At 44.7% G+C, this 21,220-nt stretch carries 25 protein-coding genes and 1 other annotated feature; of the genes, 3 read left to right on the top strand and 22 right to left on the bottom strand.

Annotated elements, in window-relative coordinates; genetic code table 11:
* The first annotated feature begins 26 nt into the window (after positions 1-26).
* Together pssA and sigK are read left to right on the top strand one after the other, a co-directional pair.
* The gene (gene pssA, locus ATG71_RS12020) at positions 27-566 is read left to right on the top strand and encodes a CDP-diacylglycerol--serine O-phosphatidyltransferase (protein ID WP_098439800.1); all 540 of its coding nucleotides are present in this window, start codon (positions 27-29) and stop codon (positions 564-566) included.
* Between the two features lie 401 nt (positions 567-967).
* The gene (gene sigK / locus ATG71_RS12015) at positions 968-1,687 is read left to right on the top strand and encodes an RNA polymerase sporulation sigma factor SigK (protein WP_098439799.1); all 720 of its coding nucleotides are present in this window, start codon (positions 968-970) and stop codon (positions 1,685-1,687) included.
* A 278-nt stretch (positions 1,688-1,965) separates the two neighbouring features.
* On the opposite strand, the gene ATG71_RS23380 is transcribed toward sigK, so the two are convergent.
* The 7 genes from ATG71_RS23380 to ATG71_RS11980 all read right to left on the bottom strand — a co-directional run bounded on the left by ATG71_RS23380 (position 1,966) and on the right by ATG71_RS11980 (position 6,789).
* Positions 1,966-2,121 carry a hypothetical protein gene (locus tag ATG71_RS23380; protein WP_179886523.1) on the bottom strand — a complete coding sequence of 52 codons (156 nt, stop codon included), beginning with the start codon at positions 2,119-2,121 and terminating at the stop codon, positions 1,966-1,968.
* 30 nt (positions 2,122-2,151) lie between these two features.
* Complete coding sequence (locus ATG71_RS12010) at positions 2,152-2,292, bottom strand: YrzI family small protein (RefSeq protein ID WP_098439798.1); 141 nt, start codon at positions 2,290-2,292, stop codon at positions 2,152-2,154.
* A gap of 610 nt (positions 2,293-2,902) precedes the next feature.
* Entirely contained in the window at positions 2,903-3,142 is a 240-nt protein-coding gene (locus ATG71_RS12000) for a YrhC family protein (protein ID WP_098439796.1), read from the bottom strand.
* Positions 3,143-3,238: 96 nt separating this feature from the next.
* Positions 3,239-4,375 carry a bifunctional cystathionine gamma-lyase/homocysteine desulfhydrase gene (locus ATG71_RS11995; protein ID WP_098439795.1) on the bottom strand — a complete coding sequence of 379 codons (1,137 nt, stop codon included), beginning with the start codon at positions 4,373-4,375 and terminating at the stop codon, positions 3,239-3,241.
* Between the two features lie 2 nt (positions 4,376-4,377).
* Positions 4,378-5,301: a PLP-dependent cysteine synthase family protein gene (locus ATG71_RS11990; RefSeq protein WP_098439794.1), complete on the bottom strand. Its 924-nt coding sequence runs from the start codon at positions 5,299-5,301 to the stop codon at positions 4,378-4,380.
* Between the two features lie 141 nt (positions 5,302-5,442).
* Complete coding sequence (mtnN, locus tag ATG71_RS11985; protein WP_079531761.1) at positions 5,443-6,135, bottom strand: 5'-methylthioadenosine/S-adenosylhomocysteine nucleosidase; 693 nt, start codon at positions 6,133-6,135, stop codon at positions 5,443-5,445.
* A gap of 15 nt (positions 6,136-6,150) precedes the next feature.
* Positions 6,151-6,789, bottom strand: coding sequence for a class I SAM-dependent DNA methyltransferase (locus ATG71_RS11980; RefSeq protein ID WP_098439793.1), 639 nt, complete (start codon positions 6,787-6,789; stop codon positions 6,151-6,153).
* A gap of 187 nt (positions 6,790-6,976) precedes the next feature.
* Here ATG71_RS11980 and ATG71_RS11975 point away from each other — a divergent pair, with 187 nt between their 5' ends.
* On the top strand, positions 6,977-7,183 hold the full coding sequence (locus ATG71_RS11975; protein WP_034757389.1) for a DUF2536 family protein: 207 nt from the start codon (positions 6,977-6,979) through the stop codon (positions 7,181-7,183).
* A 45-nt stretch (positions 7,184-7,228) separates the two neighbouring features.
* On the opposite strand, the gene ATG71_RS11970 is transcribed toward ATG71_RS11975, so the two are convergent.
* The 15 genes from ATG71_RS11970 to ATG71_RS11900 form a co-directional block, all read right to left on the bottom strand.
* A complete protein-coding gene (locus tag ATG71_RS11970; protein ID WP_098439792.1) occupies positions 7,229-7,942 on the bottom strand; it encodes a YrrS family protein in 714 nt (237 codons plus the stop codon).
* 126 nt (positions 7,943-8,068) lie between these two features.
* Positions 8,069-9,826 carry a peptidoglycan D,D-transpeptidase FtsI family protein gene (locus ATG71_RS11965; RefSeq protein WP_098439791.1) on the bottom strand — a complete coding sequence of 586 codons (1,758 nt, stop codon included), beginning with the start codon at positions 9,824-9,826 and terminating at the stop codon, positions 8,069-8,071.
* Positions 9,827-9,916: 90 nt separating this feature from the next.
* Entirely contained in the window at positions 9,917-10,393 is a 477-nt protein-coding gene (greA, locus tag ATG71_RS11960) for a transcription elongation factor GreA (protein ID WP_098439790.1), read from the bottom strand.
* Between the two features lie 171 nt (positions 10,394-10,564).
* Positions 10,565-11,200, bottom strand: a complete 636-nt coding sequence (gene udk, locus ATG71_RS11955; RefSeq protein WP_060670737.1) for a uridine kinase — start codon at positions 11,198-11,200, stop codon at positions 10,565-10,567.
* Positions 11,201-11,205: 5 nt separating this feature from the next.
* Positions 11,206-12,483 (bottom strand): peptidase U32 family protein, encoded by a 1,278-nt coding sequence (locus ATG71_RS11950; RefSeq protein WP_098439789.1) that lies wholly within the window; start codon positions 12,481-12,483, stop codon positions 11,206-11,208.
* 33 nt (positions 12,484-12,516) lie between these two features.
* Positions 12,517-13,446 carry a peptidase U32 family protein gene (locus ATG71_RS11945; protein WP_098439788.1) on the bottom strand — a complete coding sequence of 310 codons (930 nt, stop codon included), beginning with the start codon at positions 13,444-13,446 and terminating at the stop codon, positions 12,517-12,519.
* Positions 13,443-14,090, bottom strand: a complete 648-nt coding sequence (locus tag ATG71_RS11940) for an O-methyltransferase (protein WP_098439787.1) — start codon at positions 14,088-14,090, stop codon at positions 13,443-13,445. Before ATG71_RS11940 ends, ATG71_RS11945 begins: the two co-directional genes overlap by 4 nt.
* A 191-nt stretch (positions 14,091-14,281) precedes the next feature.
* A complete protein-coding gene (gene mltG, locus ATG71_RS11935) occupies positions 14,282-15,424 on the bottom strand; it encodes an endolytic transglycosylase MltG (protein WP_098439786.1) in 1,143 nt (380 codons plus the stop codon).
* A gap of 163 nt (positions 15,425-15,587) precedes the next feature.
* On the bottom strand, positions 15,588-15,878 hold the full coding sequence (locus tag ATG71_RS11930) for a DUF1292 domain-containing protein (RefSeq protein ID WP_098439785.1): 291 nt from the start codon (positions 15,876-15,878) through the stop codon (positions 15,588-15,590).
* Positions 15,879-15,892: 14 nt separating this feature from the next.
* On the bottom strand, positions 15,893-16,309 hold the full coding sequence (gene ruvX, locus ATG71_RS11925; RefSeq protein WP_034757364.1) for a Holliday junction resolvase RuvX: 417 nt from the start codon (positions 16,307-16,309) through the stop codon (positions 15,893-15,895).
* Positions 16,310-16,312: 3 nt separating this feature from the next.
* Positions 16,313-16,579: an IreB family regulatory phosphoprotein gene (locus ATG71_RS11920; RefSeq protein WP_064092452.1), complete on the bottom strand. Its 267-nt coding sequence runs from the start codon at positions 16,577-16,579 to the stop codon at positions 16,313-16,315.
* Between the two features lie 83 nt (positions 16,580-16,662).
* On the bottom strand, positions 16,663-19,296 hold the full coding sequence (gene alaS, locus ATG71_RS11915; protein WP_098439784.1) for an alanine--tRNA ligase: 2,634 nt from the start codon (positions 19,294-19,296) through the stop codon (positions 16,663-16,665).
* 61 nt (positions 19,297-19,357) lie between these two features.
* Positions 19,358-19,571: a binding site (T-box leader), on the bottom strand.
* A gap of 57 nt (positions 19,572-19,628) precedes the next feature.
* Positions 19,629-20,726, bottom strand: a complete 1,098-nt coding sequence (locus ATG71_RS11910) for an AI-2E family transporter (protein WP_098439783.1) — start codon at positions 20,724-20,726, stop codon at positions 19,629-19,631.
* A 137-nt stretch (positions 20,727-20,863) separates the two neighbouring features.
* Positions 20,864-21,004, bottom strand: coding sequence for a YrzQ family protein (locus ATG71_RS11905; protein ID WP_094075150.1), 141 nt, complete (start codon positions 21,002-21,004; stop codon positions 20,864-20,866).
* Between the two features lie 6 nt (positions 21,005-21,010).
* Entirely contained in the window at positions 21,011-21,196 is a 186-nt protein-coding gene (locus ATG71_RS11900; RefSeq protein ID WP_034757353.1) for a hypothetical protein, read from the bottom strand.
* Positions 21,197-21,220 lie beyond the last annotated feature (24 nt).

Genomic DNA, 21,220 nt, shown 5'->3' with positions numbered 1-21,220 from the left:
AACTTAAAAGAAGGAGTGAGTGATGATTGTTTCTCTCCGGGGTACTCGATCAAACGTTCAAAAAACTTAAATCCCAAACAGCCAACCTGATTACCCTTTCGAATTTATCATTAGGTGGTTTTGCTATTATTTCCGTTCTTCATAATCAATTACATCTAAGCTTGATCCTCATTTTCATCGCTGCCTTGACCGACAGGTTCGATGGATTGGTGGCAAGAAAATTAAACATCGAGTCGGAGTTGGGAAAGCAGCTGGATTCCATGAGCGACATCATTTCTTTTGGTGTGGCCCCTGCATTGCTTATGTACACGGCCGTTCTCAGCCAGTTTGACTATCCCGGCATGGTCTTCTCCATTTTATATGTGGCGTGTGGTGCTTACCGGTTGGCCCGCTTCAACATTTCGGAAAATGATGGCTATTTTACCGGTCTTCCCATTACAGCAGCCGGCTGTTTACTGACCTTGAGCTATCTTCTTATTCCATTTGTCTCAAGTGTGCTGATCGTGTGTATGACCATTACACTATCTGTATTGATGGTCAGCCCTTTTACGTTGAAGAAGATGTAAGGTATACAAGAGAGCCCTGTTCATCGTGAACAGGGCTCTCTTTGTGTATATTTCATACCCATCAGGCTAACAGTTATTGACGTACCACCAGCCACCAAATAGGAAAAGCAAGATTAGCAGAACAACGATTAGCGCAAAGTAGAATCCCCCGCCGCCATAGCAACCTGGATAGACTGGTCCATAACAAGGATATCCATAAGGCATGACCATACCTCCTCACTCACTTTTACTATCAGTATATGTACATAGTGGATGTGCGTATAGGCAGTTTGCATCTTTATTATAGAATTCATCTTTGAAAAAAATGTTCCAATTCCCGATTACTTTCACCGGACATGCAAGGACATCCCCTTCTTATCATATGAATGAGTATAGGCTTAAGTCCTCATGGAGGTGTAAATATGTCTGGAGTTCTAACAGCACTGGGTTATTTCTTTAAGGAGTTAATCTTCCTCGTTTCTTACGTTAAGAATAATGCCTTTCCTCAGCCACTATCCGCTGCAGATGAACGAAAATATCTAAAGCTGATGGCGGAAGGGGATGAACACGCCCGCAACATGCTCATCGAACATAATCTCAGGTTGGTTGCCCACATCGTCAAGAAATTCGAAAACACAGGCGAAGATCCAGAAGATTTGATTTCCATCGGGACCATCGGATTGATCAAAGCGATTGAAAGTTACTCAGAAGGAAAAGGCACGAAGCTTGCCACCTATGCGGCTCGATGTATCGAGAATGAAATTCTCATGCACCTACGTGCCCTTAAGAAAACCAAAAAAGATGTCTCACTCCACGATCCTATCGGCCAGGATAAAGAAGGAAATGAAATCAGCCTGATTGATATATTAAAATCGGAAAGCGATGATGTCATCGATACGATCCAGTTAAGCATGGAACTCGAAAAGGTGAGAAAATATATTTGCGTGCTGGACGAGAGGGAAAAAGAAGTCATCGTCGGCCGGTTCGGGCTGGATTTAAAAGAAGAAAAAACGCAGAGGGAAATTGCAAAAGAACTGGGGATTTCGAGAAGCTACGTCTCCAGGATCGAAAAGCGTGCCCTCATGAAAATGTTTCATGAATTTTACCGGGAGGAAAAAGAAAAAAGGAATAAATCACAATAAAGAAAAGCGGTCCAGGGACCGCTTTTCTTTATTGTCTACTCTACACTGACTTCAGCCGAAATGATCAAGCCAATCACAGACGTCAGGATAAGACCCATGATCATTGAAAACATTGTCATCCTCTCCCTCGTTAAACTGCATTTCCTACTATTAATGTATCACGAAAAAACGGATATTCCCCTCCCATTCGTGAACAACTCTTTACTAAGTATTGACAGATATGTGACCGAAGACAAGAAGAGGACCCCCCGAGCCTTCGGGGGTCCTCCTTCCATTGGTTATTTGAGTTCACGGGTCTTCTTTCTATGGAAGAAAGCAGACCAAATGACGATATTCAAAAACATCTCTCCACCACCTTCTTGTTTCGTTAGGCAGTATCCTTCTCTACCCATAGCGCATTCAGCATTTTCACCTGTACATAAATCATTTTTCATTCTCCTCTCCTTGTGTAGGTTTTTTTAGGATTAAAACATTTGAGGCATATAGTGCTGCTTTGTTTTCGTTTCTTCATAGCTTTTTGAAACCATCTCGTTGTGAGAAGCTTCTTCAAACGTTTCCTGTTTCTTATTGAAGGTTACCGTTATAAATAAAAGATTCAGTGTCATACAATATCACCCCTTTCAAAGTTCCTGCAGGACTGCAGGGCATAGTAAAAAGCCACAAAGCGACCGACCCCTTGTGGCACAAAAAAGCCACAGGGATCCACATTCTCCCTGTGGCTATTATTGAATGAAATTCAAATTAAGCAGAAAACATCCCACAAGCGGTCGAATGATCAAAACAATATGAAGTTGTGTTTACTTTTCCAATAAGCACGAACATTTCCTTCGACCTCCCTCTTGTGATTTTTTTCTTACATTGGTTAGTATATCCAATTCTTACATCAAAGTAAACTCTTTTCTTCATTATTTTTTCTACAAATTTCCACATAAAAAAGCGAACCCTCCATGAGGACCCGTTTTTCTTTGTCCAGCTACAGGGCTTAGAGGCTCGAGGTCATAAGTCAAACCATCCATAAAGGCAAAAGTACGCCTTTCCGGATGGTTCACCTTATGCTTGTCGCCTCTGGGCAAAGCCCTTCCGCTTTTCTTTGTCCAGCTACAGCGGCAAGCCCCTCGAGGTCACAACAAAAAAATCCCATAAGGCAAAAAACGCCTTTTGGGATTTTCCTGTTGTGCTTGTCGGGGCTGATCGAGCCGCTTCCGCTTTTCTTATTTATTCATCTGCTGATTGCAGATCTTTTTTATATTTAATTGCTTTTGTAAAGAAGTATAGTGACAGCCCGAGTAAAACAACGGTCCCTGTCATGAGGGGGATCATTTTGCCTGGTGTGACCGTCACTGTCGGAATGATGACACCTAAATACATAAAGACACTCAGTGCAAGTAATGTAAAACCAAATCGTTTGAAATCGACGATCTTATGTTGAATGGTCTTTTTGCTTGTGTTCTTCATTAGTTTCACCTACTTTTGAACTAGTAAACTCTCATTCTATGGTAACATATGATCCCATACTGCCTACCATGTAATTGATACCAGTTCTTCCATGGGTTACTTGGAAAGGGCGTTGTCAATATCTTCAATCAGATCTTCCACATCTTCAAGTCCGACGGAAATCCGGACAAGACCGTCTGTGATCCCCAGTTCGTTCCGACGCTCTGCCGGAATGGAGGCGTGCGTCATGCGTGCCGGAACGGAAATAAGGCTTTCCACTGCTCCGAGACTTTCAGCCAACGTGAAATATCTCGTATTGGTGAGCAGACGGTCTGCATTTTCCTCACTGCCTACATCGAAGGAGACCATCCCGCCGAATCCTGATGCCTGCTTTTTGGCGATGGCATGATTCGGATGATTCTCAAGTCCCGGATAGTAAACTTTGGATACTTTCGGATGAGCCGTCAGGAACTCGACGATTTTCCTGGTGTTCTCTTCATGCTCTTCCATGCGCAGCCCCAACGTCTTGATCCCGCGAATCAATAACCATGAATCCTGCGGCCCAAGGACACCGCCTGTTGAATTCTGCACGAAGAACAATTCTTCAGCCAGTTCTTCTGAATTCACTACAACGAGACCTGCCACAACGTCACTGTGACCACCGATGTATTTCGTAGCACTATGGAGGACAATGTCCGCTCCAAGAGTGATCGGGTTCTGCCAGTAAGGTGTACTGAACGTATTATCTACGATGGTCAGCAGATTGTTTTTCTTGGCGAATGAAGCCGCTGCTTCGATATCCGTGATTTTCAATAACGGGTTGGTCGGTGTCTCAATATAAACCGCTTTTGTATTCGGCTGGATCGCCTTTTCGATGTTGCTGACATCACTTGTATCAACGAAGGTGGACTCGATGCCGATCCGGTTCAACACCTTGGTCATGACACGGTATGTTCCGCCGTACACATCATCTGTCATCACGATATGATCCCCGCTGTTGAACATCATCATGACTGCAGTGATCGCCGCCATACCCGAACCGAATGCAAAGCCTTTTTCCCCGCCTTCAAGATCTTTGATCAGTTCTTCCAGGGCATGTCGGGTAGGGTTTTCTGACCGTGAATATTCGAATCCCTTGTGCTTTCCTACTTCATCCTGCTTATACGTACTCACTTGATAGATGGGAGTGGATACGGCACCTGTTTGAGGATCTGTCGGGATACCACCGTGGATTAATTGGGTTTTCTTTTTCATGATTAGATTCCTCCTTGGTATATTTTTTTGCTTAAATATCTCTCACTTGAATCTGGGAAGATGGTGACGATATGGCTACCCGGTTCAGCATTTTCCACTTCCAATAGCGCTGCATGAAGGGCAGCTCCGGAAGAACTGCCTACCAGCAGCCCTTCCAATAATGCAAGTTCCTTTACCCTTTTGAAGGCATCCTCATCTGTTACGGTATGGATACTGTTAAAATAACTTGAATCCATATATTCAGGCAGGAACTCCATTCCGATGCCTTCTGTTTTATGAGGGCCAGACTCTCCCCCATTCAGGATCGATCCTTCAGGCTCAACGATCACTGTTTTAATCGTCCCCTTCATTTCTTTAAGGTAGCGGGCAGTCCCCATAAAGGTCCCGCCAGTCCCTGCGCCGGCAACAAATGTATGGATGTTACCGTCCATCTGGTTCCAGAGTTCCGGTCCTAATGTTCTGTAATACGTATTCGGGTTGGCTTCGTTCCCAAATTGCTGCGGGGAATACGAGTTAGGGGTCTCCCCCACCAATTCAGCAGCTTTCGCGATGGCACCCTTCATGCCTTCTTCCGTGGGGGTATGGACGATTTCCGCTCCAAGGGCTTTCATCAGTTCCTGCTTCTCGGTGCTGAATTTTTCGGGAATACAGAATTTCACTTTATATCCTGAGTTCACAGCGGCTAAAGCCAGGCCGATTCCCGTATTGCCTGCCGTCGGTTCGATGAAGGTTCCCCCGGGCATGATCTTGCCATTCTCCACTGCATCCCTTAACAGCTCAAGCCCCAACCGATCCTTCACACTGCCACCGGGATTAAAGAATTCAAGCTTCGCGAAGAGGCGGACCCCGTTCTTCAGCGGGAAATGTGTCAGTTCAACGATCGGTGTATTCCCTATCAGGTCATGTACACTTTTATACACGTCCATCTATTCAACCTCCTTTCAAACAAAAAAACTGACCCTTTCACCAAACCGTCTTCATTACCCATGAATGGACTGTTCGCCTGAACAAGCCTGGTACACGCGGTAAGAGAGGTAGATGCCTGGGTCAGCTGTATTCTCTTTCTATTAAACAGATTTCACGATATTCATGACCATTTTAGCGGAATGAAGTGCAGCCTTTTCCAAGTATTGATCAAACGACACATCCGATTCTTTGCCTGCGATGTCGGAAAGGGAACGGATGATGACAAATGGTACGTGGAATTGATGCGCCACTTGGGCGATCGCTGCCGCTTCCATTTCCACTGCCTGCAAATCCGTGAATTTGTCACGGATTGCATCCACCCTCACTGGATCATTCATGAATGAATCCCCAGTGGCAATCAATCCGGAAACCACCTGTGCATCTCCGAGTTCCTTCACACTATTGATCGCTGTTTGCTTCAAATTCTCGTCTGCCGTGAAGGCTGCAGGAAGCTGGGGAACCTGGCCGTATTCATAACCAAAAGCCGTTACATCCACATCATGATGTCTTACTTCAGTTGAAATGACTACATCACCGACGTTTAGAGAAGGATCGAATCCTCCTGCTGACCCTGTGTTGATGATGCAATCCGGTTTGAAGTGCTGCAATAGTACCGCAGTTGACATCGCTGCATTCACTTTCCCGATTCCTGAACGAAGCAAAATCACTTCTTTGTCATGCATTGTACCGCTTGTATATTCACACCCTGCGATGGTTTCCACTTTCGGGTTTGAAATATTCTCTCTTAATAAGGCTACTTCTTCTTCCATTGCTCCGATGATGGCGATTTTCATTGCTAAAACCTCTTTCTACTGTTTAGTCGCCTCCATGATCCACACAAATGTATTCACTCTCTGAAACTGTACGGAAAACCCATTCTCATGCAAAAGCTCTCTTAACACTCCGAGAGTCGTGTAATATTCCCGTTTTAAATCCTCAGCCAGATTGACATACTCTTTTTTGATCGCTTGGGATATGGCGGCTTGATGATGCTGATCGGTCTCAAACATTGTATCAGCAAATACTATTTTACCACCTTGTACTAGAAGCTTTCCATAGATGCCGAAAGCTTTTCCCTTTTCTTCATCGGTTAAATGATGAAATGCGTAAGAGCTTACTATGGAATCGGCTTTTCCCTCTTGAGAAAAATCCAGAAAGTCGCCGTCCCGGAATGTGACACGATCACCGAGCTTCTGCATTCCAATCGCCCTCATTTCAGGAGAGGGTTCATAGGGAATGACTTCGAGTCCCGCATCCAATAGCTTCTTGGTTAAATTTCCTGTACCGGGACCAAACTCTATCACCTTCCCCTTTGAAAGGGCGACCACCCCGTCAAGGATCGAATCATAATGTTCGAATACGGCTTGATATTCCACATCTTTTCCTGTCACTGTATCATCATAAGAATCTGCCCAATCACCGAACAGATCCAAAAATTCTCTACCCATGGTTCAGCACCTCAGCTGCATTAAGTTTATAATTCCTATAAACATACTATGAATTATTTTTAAAACTGTTATTAAATTATCATATTCTCCCGAGGAATTCAACAATAATTCATTGTCAAAAGGGTGGTGGGACTCTAAAATAGAGGGAGAAAGCCTATCCAGTTCATACGTAATAAGGAGGTTCACCATGAATATTTCATTTGATTTAATAGAAGATAAAGTGGAGTTTTTTGAAGCTGACAATCTCAGGACTTTGGAGAAAAAGGTAGATGAACAGATCCAGCATAATAAAGCCATCATGCTCTCCGTCCATCACGTGGATCATTCCGTTTCCATCGATGAGAACGGCAGAAGATTATATAGTGCCGTGGTTCATTTTAAAGTGAAGAAGTAAGTCATGTAAAAAGGCCCTTCATTTGGAAGGGCCTTTTTGTTTAAATCAGTCTTTATCATTTTCCTTTAATTCCTGCACTTTCGTCGGTTGCCATCCTTTGCCGTCGACCCATTGCAGATACACTCTGTAAGGCGTCTTGGTGTCTTTAGCTGTGACTGTAGCCATTGATTTTTGAGGCCCTCCATTCCCTTCGATATACCAAATGGTCATGTTACTTTCGGGAATGGCCGTTGCATAAGAAGTAGCCTTTACTTTTTCGTTCCAGTCGACGCTTCCTGTATCATATGAAGAAACGTGTTCACCTGTCTGCTCGGTGCCGATCGGCTTCCAGTTTGGATGCACCATGGTTTTCACCACATTCGGTTCGGTACCTTCCTCGACTTTCATCTTACTTTGGTCTTCCCCATCTAATTTGACAGAATCCTGATCCTCATCAGAGGACTCGTCTTTCTTTTGTTCATCCTCTTTTTTCTTATCTTCATCTTTTTGTTTATCGTCCGCTTTATCCTTCGAATCGTCTTTCTCATCCATGGAAACGGAGTCGTCTTTTTCTTTCGTCGCCTTATCGCTCTTGTCAGCATCCTTGGTTTCTGAACTCTTCGGGGCGTCTGTTGTTGCCTTTTCGTCGCCTCCCCCTCCAAATACGATGGTGCCTCCCACCACGACAATTAATAGAAGTACGATTGCAATCATTATGTTCAACAGTTTATTTGTATTCTTTTTAGATCGTTTGTCTAATCGAGATTGGTATTTCGCCATTTTGTTCCCTCCCTATTATCCTAAACATTTTAACATGATAAGAGGAAAAGAATAAAGCGAAACATTATCCATCACGGAATGATTCAGCTATAAAGGGAAAAAGGTCACAGAACACGCGTATCCCTTCTACTCATGATCAATCCAGTAGACAGCATCGACGCTGTCTTTGAAGATCGGGTAAATTCCCCCTTCCCCTATAGTCACGTCCATGTTGACGGCTACCAGGGCGTATTTGGGATCTTCGAAGGGAAAGTAGCCTGCGAACCATTTATTATATAATTCGTTTGCTTTCACCCTTTCTCCCCGGTAATTCCCTGTCTGTGCCGTCCCAGTTTTCCCCGCAATGGTGTAGGCGGCGTTTTGCAGATAGGGTGCCGTACCTTCCGGTGAGTTCACCACACCTCTTAAGTACTGTTGCAGCTTCATGGCCGTGAAAGGGGTGATCGTCTCTCCCTCGATCTTCTGTTGAGGGAAGGAAAACATATTGGTCCCATTTTGATACTGCACGGAAGAGACGGCACTCACCTGAAATTTCTCGCCTCCCCTGGCAATCGTGGCCATCATATTGGCGATGCCGAGGGGGGTGACGCGGACTTCCTGTTGTCCGATACCTGTTTGGGCGACCAGTTTAGGTTCTGCCCTGTCCCCGTCTGAAGCGAAGATCCTTCCTTCACTCACCTGAAGCTGGGGAAAGCTTTCGTAATGAAAGACATTCCCTTTCCAGGCAATGTCACCGATCAGTCCGATTTTCTCGGCGTACTCATCAAGGAGGTGATCATCCTTCTCTGTCAGCTCTTTAGCAAGATCCGCAAATGTACGGTTACAGCTGACAGCTATGCTTGTCTTAATATTAATGTTCCCGTGAGGCTTTTCGGCGGGCTCACCACGGATGCCTTCATCACATGGGAAAAGCCTGCGTTCGTCCACCATCCCCTCATCCATGGCTGCAGCTGCCACGACGGTCTTAAACACAGAACCCGGGATCAGCGCTTTCAGCATGAGATTCCCCGCTCCTCCACTGAATGGGTCCCGGCTCTTCATGACAGGTCTTGAAACACTGGCTAGTATCTCGCTGCTTTCAATATCAAGGAGCAACAGCCCCCCTTTTTGAATGTTATACGTATCAGCGACTTCTTCCAGTGCCACTTGCATCCTTCTATCGATGGTCGTTTTCACATTCAGGGGATAAAAGGGGTTGGCGGGTGCCAGATACTTTACATCCACCCCGAATAAAGGGCCTCCCCTTGCATCGACATGATAGATCAGTTTCGCTTCCTCTTCTGTGACCAGCCATTCATCAAAACTCTCCTGAAGTCCTGACACCCCGATTTTCTGATTGGCTCCCTTTACTTTGTCAGGGTAGCGTTCGTGAAATACGTCTGTATTCTCCCCCGTGACCCCTATCAGCTGGGAAGCAGGCACTTCGTCGCTTTTATACTTTTTCGTAAGGGCGAACACTCCCTGTATTTCAAGTGAATTAATTTCCTTCATCTGTTCTTCTGAAAGCCTTAAGGGATCTTTCCCGCCGAAAACGATCGGCCCTTTTGCTTCCTCCACTTTCGTTCGGATCGTTTCTTCAGGAACATGAAGGATCTCTGCCACTTTTTCCACCGGCCAATCCAGTTGATTAAGAAACGGAAAAAGGACCAGCACATTTTTTTCTGTATACGTAAGGGGTTCACCATTCCGATCGAGAAACTCCCCCCTGCCTTCATCGATCACCAATGCTTGTGTCCGTTGCCTGACGCTTTCTTCAAGAAGATTGATTTTATGTTTGGAATAGGATTCAGTCTGGAATAATTGCAATTGCATCAACCTCACTGAAAGACCAGAGAGAGCAAGTAATAGGACGATACTGAACAGCCTGATTCGTTTCCGTTTCATTTTGTCACCTCGTCCCCATTGTTGACGAGTTTCCTGTGAATTAATCATAAAAAAAGAAGAGGCTCTAGATTCGAGCCCCTTCCCGGTTGATCAGCTTACTTCTACAATCTTGACGCTCATTTCCCCACCTGGAGTCTGAACATTCACTTTAGCGCCTACTTTATGTCCAAGAAGGCTTTTCGCGATTGGTGAATCATTTGAAATCTTTCCTTCAAATGGATCCGCTTCTGCACTACCGACGATTGTGTATGTTTCTTTGTCTCCGTCCGGCAATTCCACGAATGTCACTTTTTTCCCTAATTGTACTGTATCTGAATTCATGTCATCTTCTTGAATGATCTTCGCATTGCGAATCATGTTTTCCAATGTTGAAATACGACCTTCCACGAATGCTTGTTCATCTTTCGCTGCGTCGTACTCAGAGTTCTCGGATAAATCCCCGAAGCTGCGGGCGATCTTGATGCGCTCGACGACTTCTTTACGTTTAACCGTTTTCAAATTCTCCAGTTCTTTTTCTAACTTCTCTTTACCTTCTGCTGTCATAGGAAATACTTTTTCTGTACTCATGACCCTCTTCACTCCTTTTCTATCTCAGAGCTTCCCGAGCTCTATATGTAAATGTGCTGCGTATGTAAAGGGAGGGAATGGAGGGAGAATTTCATCTCACTCCATTCCCTGCTTCTTTACAATCTGGGAAATGTTAACCTGCGCCTATATGTCTTTATCTATGCTATCGTATTACAAAAATGACTTTTGTTCAAGAATTGTTTGAATTTTTGTTACCATTAAATCGATTGCCACGTGATTATGACCGCCTTCAGGGATGATCACATCGGCATATCGCTTCGTCGGTTCGATGAATTGATTATGCATCGGGCGAACGACCGTAATATATTGATCGATGACAGAATCGATGGAACGTCCGCGCTCTTTAATGTCACGAAGCATCCTTCTGATGATCCGAAGATCTGCATCTGTATCAACATAAAGCTTAATATCCATTAAGTTACGCAATCTTTCATCTTCTAATACTAAAATCCCCTCTAAAATTATGACATCTTTCGGTTCAACGAGGATCGTATCATCCGAGCGGGTGTGCATTTTATAATCATAAACAGGCTTATTGACGGGCTGATGATCCAATAGACCGTGCAAATGTTGAATCAACAAATCATTATCAAAGGCTAATGGGTGATCATAATTGGTTTTCAACCGTTCCTCAAATGGTAGATTGGATTGATCTTTATAATAATAATCCTGCTGCAGCATTAAAATCGAATGACCTTGGAATTGCTCGTAAATGGCTTTGGTGACGCTCGTCTTCCCAGAGCCGGATCCTCCTGCTACACCGATCACAACGGGTTTCTGCTTCATAAGTGTTAGATGTTCTCCTTTCGCATCATGTTATGGGGATAAACCCTCTGATGCACCTTGAATTTCACAATTTGTAACGGGTGGCGGGCGACTTCAAGTTCATTTCCCCGTTCATCCCATATTTTTTCTATAACCTGCGTAAAATTGGAGATTTCAGGTCCGAAAAACTCAACTTCCTGTCCGGCCTTAAAATGGTTCCGTTGCTGCAAAGTGACGATCTGGGTGGCTTCGTCGTAGTCCAATACGAGTCCGACAAATTCATAATTTGTATTCTTCTTGTTGTGGACTCCGAACATCTGCTCCTTGAATCCGGGTACCCCTTCAAAGAATGCCGGGGCCGTTTCACGATTCGCACACTTCTCAAGCTCCTCGAGCCATTCCTTCTGAATCTTGAAGTTATCCGGGTCTTTACAATATTCATCGATCACTTTGCGGTACACACTAACGACAGTGGCCACATAGTGAATGGACTTCATCCGCCCTTCGATCTTCAAACTGTCGATCCCCAATTCAATCATTCCAGGAATCGATTCGACCAGCTTCAAGTCTTTCGGACTCATGGCAAAAGGAGCATCTTCTTTATCATAAAGAGGATTTTCCCCGTCTTCATTCAATTCGTATAAATCATAGTCCCAGCGGCATGACTGACAGCAGCCTCCGCGATTTGAATCCCTCGCCGTCATATGGTTACTTAATGTACAACGGCCGGAATAGGCAATGCACATCGCTCCGTGAATGAAGGTCTCAATCTCGATATCCACTTTCTTTTTCATTTCCTGGATCTCTATGCCGCTTGCTTCACGGGCAAACACCACCCGGTCCAGTCCTTCTTCTTTCCAGAATTGAACGGCTTTCCAGTTTGAAAGGGACTGCTGTGTACTTAAGTGCACCTCTACGTTCGGCGCCACCCTTCTGCATGTTTCAATGATAAGGGGGTCTGCGACAATGATCCCCGCTACTCCGGCTTCATCCAGTCCACGAAGATAATCTTCAAGACCATCCATGTTCTCATTATGAGCATAGATATTCGTGGTAACATAGATCTTTGCACCATATTTCCGGGCGAACTCCACGCCTTCTTTCATATCTTCAAAGGTGAAATTACCTGCATTCGATCGCAGTCCATATTCCTGCCCGCCGATATAGACGGCATCTGCACCATAATGGACAGCAATCTTCAATTTTTCCAGATTACCGGCAGGAGCCAGTAATTCCGGTTTCTTCACAATGACACGCTTCCCGTCCACTACCTTTGAAATCGGTTTTTTCACAACCGTGGTCATCATAACTCCTCCGTTCTGATCAATCTATCGTTCTTAATACACGGTTTCTTTAAAGAAGAATCCAGTATCCAACGGACGATTATCCGGCTGTAGGCTTTTCGCTTCTTCCAGAAATTCGTCTTTCTGTTCCTCATATCCCTCTTCGTCCTCTGCACATAAATCTATGGCCTTACGATACAGTTTCGTCACTTCCAGGATATAATCAGAAGACTTCATCACGCCATCGATCTTGAAAGAGTCGACACCCGCTTCCATCATTTCACCAAGCTCATCGATGATGCACATATCATTTGGGCTCATGATGTGCGTGCCGTTCCCATCCTCAAAGATAGGATACTTGTTGTGACGCTCCTCATCGTGAAGGAACATATTGCGCTGTTCTTTCCGGTTTTCGATTTCCATCACTTTGCCTTGATATTCAAAATAATTCCCCAGCAATGAGCGTTTGGATTGAAACATGCAGGTCATACCATGCACCTGTACCTCGATTTCAACCTCTGCATGTTCTTTCATTTCCACAATGCTATCCATGCTCAATTCGCGAGCGAGTACTGCACGCTTTGCCCCTTTTCTGCCCCAATAATTACAGGTGTACCAATTGGTGGCCGTCGTTTCCGTATTCCAGTGAAGCTTCATCTCAGGCGCCACCTCACGTGCTGCCATCAATACGGCGGGATCACCGAAGACAATGGCATCCGCCCCTTGATCTTTAAGAAATGCAATATAGTCATCCAGTTCGGCGATTTTATCGTTATGAAAGAGGGCATTCATCGCCACATATACTTTCTTATTGTGCTTGTGGGCGACTTTGATGGCTTTTTTCACATCTTCCCTGGAGAACTCCCCGGCAAGCCTCAGGCCGTACCGCTCTTCACCGATCATGAAGGCATCGGCACCCGCAGATGCCAATAGTTCAATATCGTATACACAGGCAGGGGTCACAAGAAGTTCCGGCTTTTTCATCGTTGTTCACCTCTTTTTTTGCTGATGGCAATTCCGTCACCGACAGGTAAAATACTCGTATCAAACTCTTCATGATTCATTAGCCACTCATTATAATTCTTCAGCTTCTTGACCATGTTCCGGATTCGTTTCTGTTCCACCTGTTCCTCGGCAACAAGCCCTTTGAATAAGACATTATCCGAGTAAACGACGCCGTTTTCAGACAGCATACCGGAATAGAGTTCAAAGAATTTCAGATACTGACCCTTTGCAGCATCTATGAAGATGGCATCGTACGGTCCGTGCTTTTCCACTTCTTCAGAAAGCTCCAAAGCATCACCGAACAGGGTGACCACCCTCTTGCCATCTTCAGAACGGGAGAGGAATTCCTGTGCTGCTTCAAATCTTTCTTCATCCCGTTCAAGGGTGACGACCGTCGCATCTGGAAGTGCCCCCGCCATACGGAGGGCTGAATATCCGATGGCCGTGCCGATTTCAAGGATCGCTTTCGGCTGTTGGATCCGTAACATCCCGAGGAGCGCTTCGATTCCGACCAGTTCCATAATAGGTACATTATGAACCTCTGCATAATGCTCCATTTCGGAAATCAAGGCCGGACGTGTTTTCACGATTGATTCTATATAGCCAATCACTTGTTCGTTCATATATAAGCCTCACGATCATGTTCATAAATGGTGTCGGGTAACGCTTCTTTCTTAACATGAAAAGAAGAAAGCTACAATGAGCTTTCTACTTCACACGTTCATTAAGATAACGCCCGGATATAAAAATAACTTGTACTATTTTACCACACAGAGAAGAGGAAAGCGAATGTTTCTTTCCTCTTCTCACAGTGCTATTCTTCTTTGTTGGTAATATATTTAGCCTTTTTCTCGTTATGTTCATCCAGCGTTTCAGAATAGTATACCGAGCCGTTGGAAGCAGCGAGGAAATAATAATATTCTGTATCCTCAGGCTGCAGGGCGGCTTCGATCGAAGACAAGCCCGCATTCGCAATCGGACCAGGAGGCAATCCCTGCACTTGGTACGTATTATAAGGCGACTTCACTTCAAGATCTTTATACACGGTTTTGTCTTTATGCTTCCCTAATGCATATAGGACCGTTGGATCTGTCTGAAGGGGCATACCTTCTTCCATACGATTATAGAACACACTTGAAATTTTCCCTCTGTCCGCTTTTTCCGTCGCTTCTTCCTCAATCAGGGAAGAAAGGGTGAGAAGCTCATGAGGCGTATAATCATTTGCTGCCATGGCTTCCTGATATTGAGCCAATACTTCATTCGTTTGCGCGATCATCTTCTTTAGGATCGTGTCTAAAGATGGCTTCTTTTCATAGAAAGGGTACGTCGCAGGATAAAGATATCCTTCCAGCGGTCGCTTGATTTCTTTCTTGAAGATTTCATCTGTAATCAATTCCGGATATTCCTCTTTTAATTGCTCGAGCCATTTCTTATCGTTTAATTTCTTTTGGATCTCATCTTTTTTATATGGGGACTTTTCAGCGATGATTTCTGCGATCTGATCTAATTGAAGTCCCTCTGGAATGGTAATCTTAAATTCTGCTTTTCTCATGACCTTCCCAGTCTTCAAGCTGTTAACAATTTCATTCAAGGTCATGGAAGGCGTCAAATCATAAGAACCTGCCTGGAATCCTGCTTCGTTATTGAATTTCACGTAATATTTAAAGACTGTTGAATTCTTAACGATCCCTTTGTCCTCCAGGATCTTCCCAATACTCGATACCCCGGAGCCAATAGGGATGTCCACTTTCACCGTTTTCGTATTATCAGGGTCAACCGGTTTCAGGGCTGAATTCACATAAAGGTAGCCTCCAACGGCCGTCCCCCCTATGATAATGACAAGACAAAGAATGACAAGTCCTACTACTTTTCTAATGACTTTGGCCTCCTCTTGCCTTTCAAGCAATTTCTTCATAAGTGTCTCTTTTATCTTTTTCTTTTCTTCCAACGCTTTCATTTCCCCCCTTCGAGCAAAAAAGCGGGCTATCCGTCATGCGCAATTCGACATCATCTCCACTATTATACAATATTTTGCACAAAGTGAAACAGGGACCTGCAAAAAGGGTGAATTTTTTGTCCCTTTTTGCGGTCCCTGTTTCAAATAGTCCTATGACGAATGCTTATTCAGCGTCTTCTTCTTCATCAAGGAAAGTGTTTAACATTTCTTCGATCATGTCCCACTCTTCTTCTGTTTCAATCGGCTTTAATTCGCCTTCCTGACCTTCGTCACCAGCCATGAATGCAGAAGCATGAATCTCGATTTCTTCTTCATCGTTCTCATCTGCTCCAAGTGGATAATAAAGGACATAAGATTTATTGAATTTATCTGATTCAAATGTGAAAAGGACCTCGCATAATTGCTCATTTCCTTGTTCGTCAACTACTGTAATTTGCTTTTCTCCGTGTTCCATGAACATTCACCTCATTATTTTTGGCTGTCAAGGTATCCTTGAAGGATCATCATCGCAGCCATTTTATCGATCACTTTCTTACGTTTCTTCCTGCTTACGTCGGCTTCTAAAAGCACTCGTTCAGCAGCCATTGTGCTCAGTCTTTCATCCCAGTATTTAATGGGAAGGGATAACTCCTGTTGAATCAATTCTCCATAAGCTTTAGACGCTTCCCCACGTGGACCAATCGTGTTATTCATGTTTTTAGGCATTCCAACCACAACGGTATCCACCTGGTATTCATCGGCAAGTTCCTTTATTCGATCCATCCGGAACACACCTTGATCTTCGTCGATCTTAATCGTTTCAATTCCTTGAGCCGTCCAGCCAAGCTCATCGCTGATTGCGACTCCGACTGTTTTAGAACCAACGTCTAAACCCATTACACGCATCTATTATCCCTCTTTGTGTTGTTTCAAATACGATTTGACTAATTCTTCGATGATCTCATCTCGTTCTAAACGGCGGATGATATTTCTGGCATCTTGATGTCTGGGGATGTAAGCCGGGTCTCCAGATAATAAGTATCCTACGATTTGATTGATCGGGTTGTACCCTTTTTCCTGCAGAGCATCGTGAACCTGTAAGAGCACTTCCCTCACGTCATGTTCGAACGGCTCCTCTGAAAAATCAAACCGCATCGTTTTGTCAAAAGAACTCATTTTTAGCACCTCTCTTTAGGCTTGTCTTTTTGACAACCGAATTGTTAATCGTTACCTCCATTGTACACCACTTTCACACGGAGTTAAATGGATTTGACCCATTCTTCTACAAATTGAAGGGCTTCTTCGACTTTTTCCGGGTTTTTACCACCGGCCTGGGCCATATCCGGACGACCGCCACCGCCGCCGCCACAACGTGATGCGACTTCTTTGACCAATTTTCCTGCATGATATCCTTTTTCGACTAAATCACTAGTAACTCCTGCAATGATGGTCACTTTATCTTCTCCAGTTGTTGCCAGTACGATCACCCCGGATGAAAGCTTCTGCTTAAGATCATCCATCATCGTGCGCAATCCGTTGCTGTCAACTGATGCCACTTTTGCAGACAGGACATTCACACCATCAATGACCTTCACTTGATCCGTTAAGCTTCCTGCTTCTATATTAGACAACTTTGCAGATAATGATTCATTTTCCCTTTGAAGCTCTTTCATCTCACCTAATAATGAGTCTACTCGATTGACGACTTCTTTCGGATTCGACTTCAGTTTCGCGGCAACCTCTTTCAGTTGAGATACCTGATCATTCAATACTTTATACGCATTTTCTGCCGTTACGGCTTCGATCCTTCTAGTACCGGCACCGATCCCGCTTTCAGTGAGGATCTTGAATAAACCGATCTCGGTTGTATTGGATACGTGACAGCCTCCACATAGCTCCAGGCTGTAGTCCCCAATCGATACGACACGCACTTCTGAACCATATTTCTCACCGAATAACGCCATGGCACCCATCTCTTTCGCCTCGGTTAGAGATTTAAGAGCCGTGTTCACCGACATCGCCTTCCAAACCTTCTCATTGACGAGGGTTTCGATCCGTTCCATTTCTTCTGATGATACAGATCCGAAATGAGAGAAATCAAAGCGCAGACGATCCGGTTCAACAAGGGAACCTGCCTGATTCACGTGATCTCCAAGGACGTCTTTCAAAGCCTGATGAAGAATGTGGGTAGCTGTATGGTTTTTCTCCACTTTTGTTCTGGATTCCCGGGAAACCCTGGCAAGGACCTCGGCCCCCTGCTCCAAAGTCCCCTCTTCTACAACTGCCGTGTGAAGGTTTTGTCCATTAGGTGCCTTTTTGACCGTTTTGACGAATACTTTTACGCCATCTGCTTCTATATAACCCTTATCCCCGATCTGTCCTCCGCTCTCTGCATAGAAAGGAGTCTCGCTGAGGATGAACTGGCATTCCTGACCTTTACTGACTCTAGGCTGGCGCTCATTGTCAACCAATAATTCAAGGACTGTCGAATGGCTTTCGAGTGTGTCATATCCGACAAAGCGGCTTTCCACTGTAATATCACTCAGGACCCCACCTTGCACCTGCATGCTTCCTACATCCTGGCGGGCAGATCTCGCTCTTTCACGCTGACCTTCCATCTCTCTTTCAAAACCTTCATGATCAACCGTCAATCCTTCTTCTTCTGCGTACTCTTCCGTTAATTCTACAGGGAAACCATACGTGTCATAAAGGCGGAAGACATCTTCACCTGGGATCACGTTACTTCCGGAAGATTTTTGCACCTTGACGATGGAGGAAAGGATCGCAAGGCCTTCATTCAATGTCTCATGGAAACGGTCCTCTTCATTTTTCACCACTTTTTGGATGAATTCTGCTTTTTGCTTCACTTCCGGATAGAAGTCAACCATGATGTCAGAAACGACAGGAACCAATTCATACATGAATGGGCGGTTGATTTCGATTTGTTTTGCAAAGCGGACAGCGCGGCGAAGAAGTCTTCTTAAGACATATCCGCGGCCTTCATTGGATGGAAGGGCACCGTCGCCAATGGCAAACGAAACCGTTCTGATATGATCGGCAATGACTTTGAAAGCCACATCAGTATCGTTGTCTTTGCCGTAAGACTTTCCTGAAATTTCTTCCGTTGCAGCGATGATCGGCATAAATAAATCTGTATCAAAGTTCGTAGGGACTTCCTGGACGACACACGCCATCCTCTCAAGGCCCATACCAGTATCAATGTTCTTCTTCGGAAGCGGTGTGTACGTCCCGTCAGGATTGTGATTGAATTGTGAGAACACCAGATTCCACACTTCAAGGTAACGATCATTTTCCCCGCCTGGATATAATTCGGGATCTTCCGGATTGTCTCCATATTCTGGTCCGCGATCGTAGAAGATTTCTGTATTTGGACCACTCGGACCTTCGCCGATATCCCAGAAGTTCCCTTCGATACGGATGATGCGTTCAGCAGGTACGCCCACTTTTTGGTTCCAGATGTCAAATGCTTCATGATCCTCCGGGTGGATCGTGACAGATAGCTTTTCCGGATCGAATCCAACCCATTTTGCATCCGTCAGGAATTCCCAAGCCCATTCGATCGCTTCGACTTTGAAATAGTCACCGATGGAGAAATTCCCCAGCATTTCGAAAAACGTATGATGACGGGCTGTTTTTCCTACATTCTCAATGTCGTTCGTACGAATTGATTTTTGGGCATTCACGATTCTCGGATTTTGAGGGATCACACGTCCATCAAAATATTTCTTTAATGTCGCTACTCCGCTGTTGATCCATAATAGGGACGGATCTTCATGGGGAACGAGGGATGCACTCGGTTCTACTCCGTGTCCTTTTTCCTGAAAGAAATCTAAAAACTTCTGACGAATTTCTGCGCCTGTTAATTTGTTCATAGCAAGCTTCCTCCTTTATATGTATGGTTAAAAAAGAATACAAAAAAGCCCTCATCCCTAAAACAGGGACGAGAGCTGTTTCTCGCGGTACCACCCTGGTTATGAATAAACGTTCGCTTATTCATCCCTCAATACACCTTAACGCGGCAAGACGGCAGGCTTTACCTGCACTCAGGATTAGCATTCCGTTATCCTTCATCTGAAATCCCTTGCAGCCTGGGGGATTTCTCTCTGGAAGATGGACTATAACGTACTCGGTCCTTCATTGCTTTCATTTATGCGAATACTTGTATATGTTGGATTATAGAAATATTCATGGTATTTGTCAATGATCATTCCCATTTTTCAGTATTATCATTCTTCATCGAGTGAAGAAAATGGGTCCGGCCATGTAAAATAGCCACCTTTATGACAGCAAGAAACGGCACTGCCACGATCATTCCGATCACTCCCCCCACCTCGCCACCAAGGATCAATGCCCCCATGATGAAGAGAGGATGCATATGAAGGCTTTTCCCGACGATGAGGGGTGATAGGATGTTCCCTTCTAGGAACTGCAGGACCACGACAAGGATGACCACATAAATCACCATATTCGTGGAAATCGTACTTGCCACGATGGCTGCAGGTACAGCCCCGATGATTGGACCGAAATAAGGAATCACATTCGTCACCCCAATGATCAAGCCGAGAATGAGGGGGTATTTCATACCGATCAGCCATAGGGTGCCCGCTGAAACACCTCCGATAATCAAGCAAACCAAGAGCTGTCCCCTGATATAGCCACCGAGGGATTCATCCACATCATGAGAAAATGATATCGCACTCTGCCTCCATTTTTTTGGCGTGAGCCGCCACATGAATGCCTTTACTTTTGTGATATCCTTCAATAAATAAAAGGATACGAAGGGAATGATGGCGACGATGAGCAGACTGTTCATGAACTTCATGAGGGTTGCCAGCACCAAAGCCACAAGCCCCGTCACCCACGCTTCGAGTCCGTCTATTCTCTTCTCAAGCTGAGACTGTATCCCGTCCGGCCACGTGGAAGTCTCGCTCTGTACAACCTTCAGCCAGCCCTGGTACTGCTCTGTGAAAACCGGCGCGTTCTCCGATAAATCCTTCAGCTGATGAATGACGGCCGGGGTCCCTTTATAGATGCTATACCCCAATCCCCCGAAGAAGAGGACGTAGATAAGCAGAATCGCGATCCCCCTGTGTATGCCGGCTTCATGCAGCTTCTCCACTACCGGATGAAGCAGGTAAGCAATGAAGCCGCCTATGAAGAAAGGAAGCAGGGAAAAGAATAAGACCTCTAGTACCGGATGCCATACAGGCTTCAATAAATAGAGTACATATAGAAATATTACAAGAATAAGGGCCATCGAAAGCCTGTATATCCATTTGGTATAAGGTTTTCTTTCCACCATCCGCACCTCCCTCTTTTCTCCTCTAGTGTTTGAAGATAAGAGGTGGTTTTATTCATGGGGATTCATTCACCCTTCCATTGTTCATAAAAAGAACAAAAAAAAAGACTGACTCACAATGAGCCAGTCTCTTTCAGCTGTTAAAAAAGTTTCTTTACTTGTTTACGGATTCGTTTCATTTGTCTCTGACTCATCATATTGGATCTTTGAGAATAGATGGAAGCCGCGACTCCTGCTCCAAAACCAACGATGGATGCAAATGTTTTATTCAAGAAAGACACCTCTTCCTAGCTTAGTCGGCGTTCTTCCTCATCAAACAAGTCATCTAAGGAGCTGAGTGATCCATCCTCTTCCACCTGGTGAGTATGAATGACTCCCTTAGATAAGGAAAGTTCAATATAGCATCCCCAACAATAGTATTGGTTGATGCCGATCTTTCCGATATCTTTGCTCTGACAATTTGGACACTTCATCGGTACGTTCACCTCAGGGCTTCA

Source organism: Bacillus sp. es.034, assembly GCF_002563655.1.
Classification (GTDB): domain Bacteria; phylum Bacillota; class Bacilli; order Bacillales; family Bacillaceae_B; genus Rossellomorea.
The sequence above is the reverse complement of the archived record's forward strand: the minus strand, read 5'-3'. Positions and strand labels throughout refer to the sequence as shown.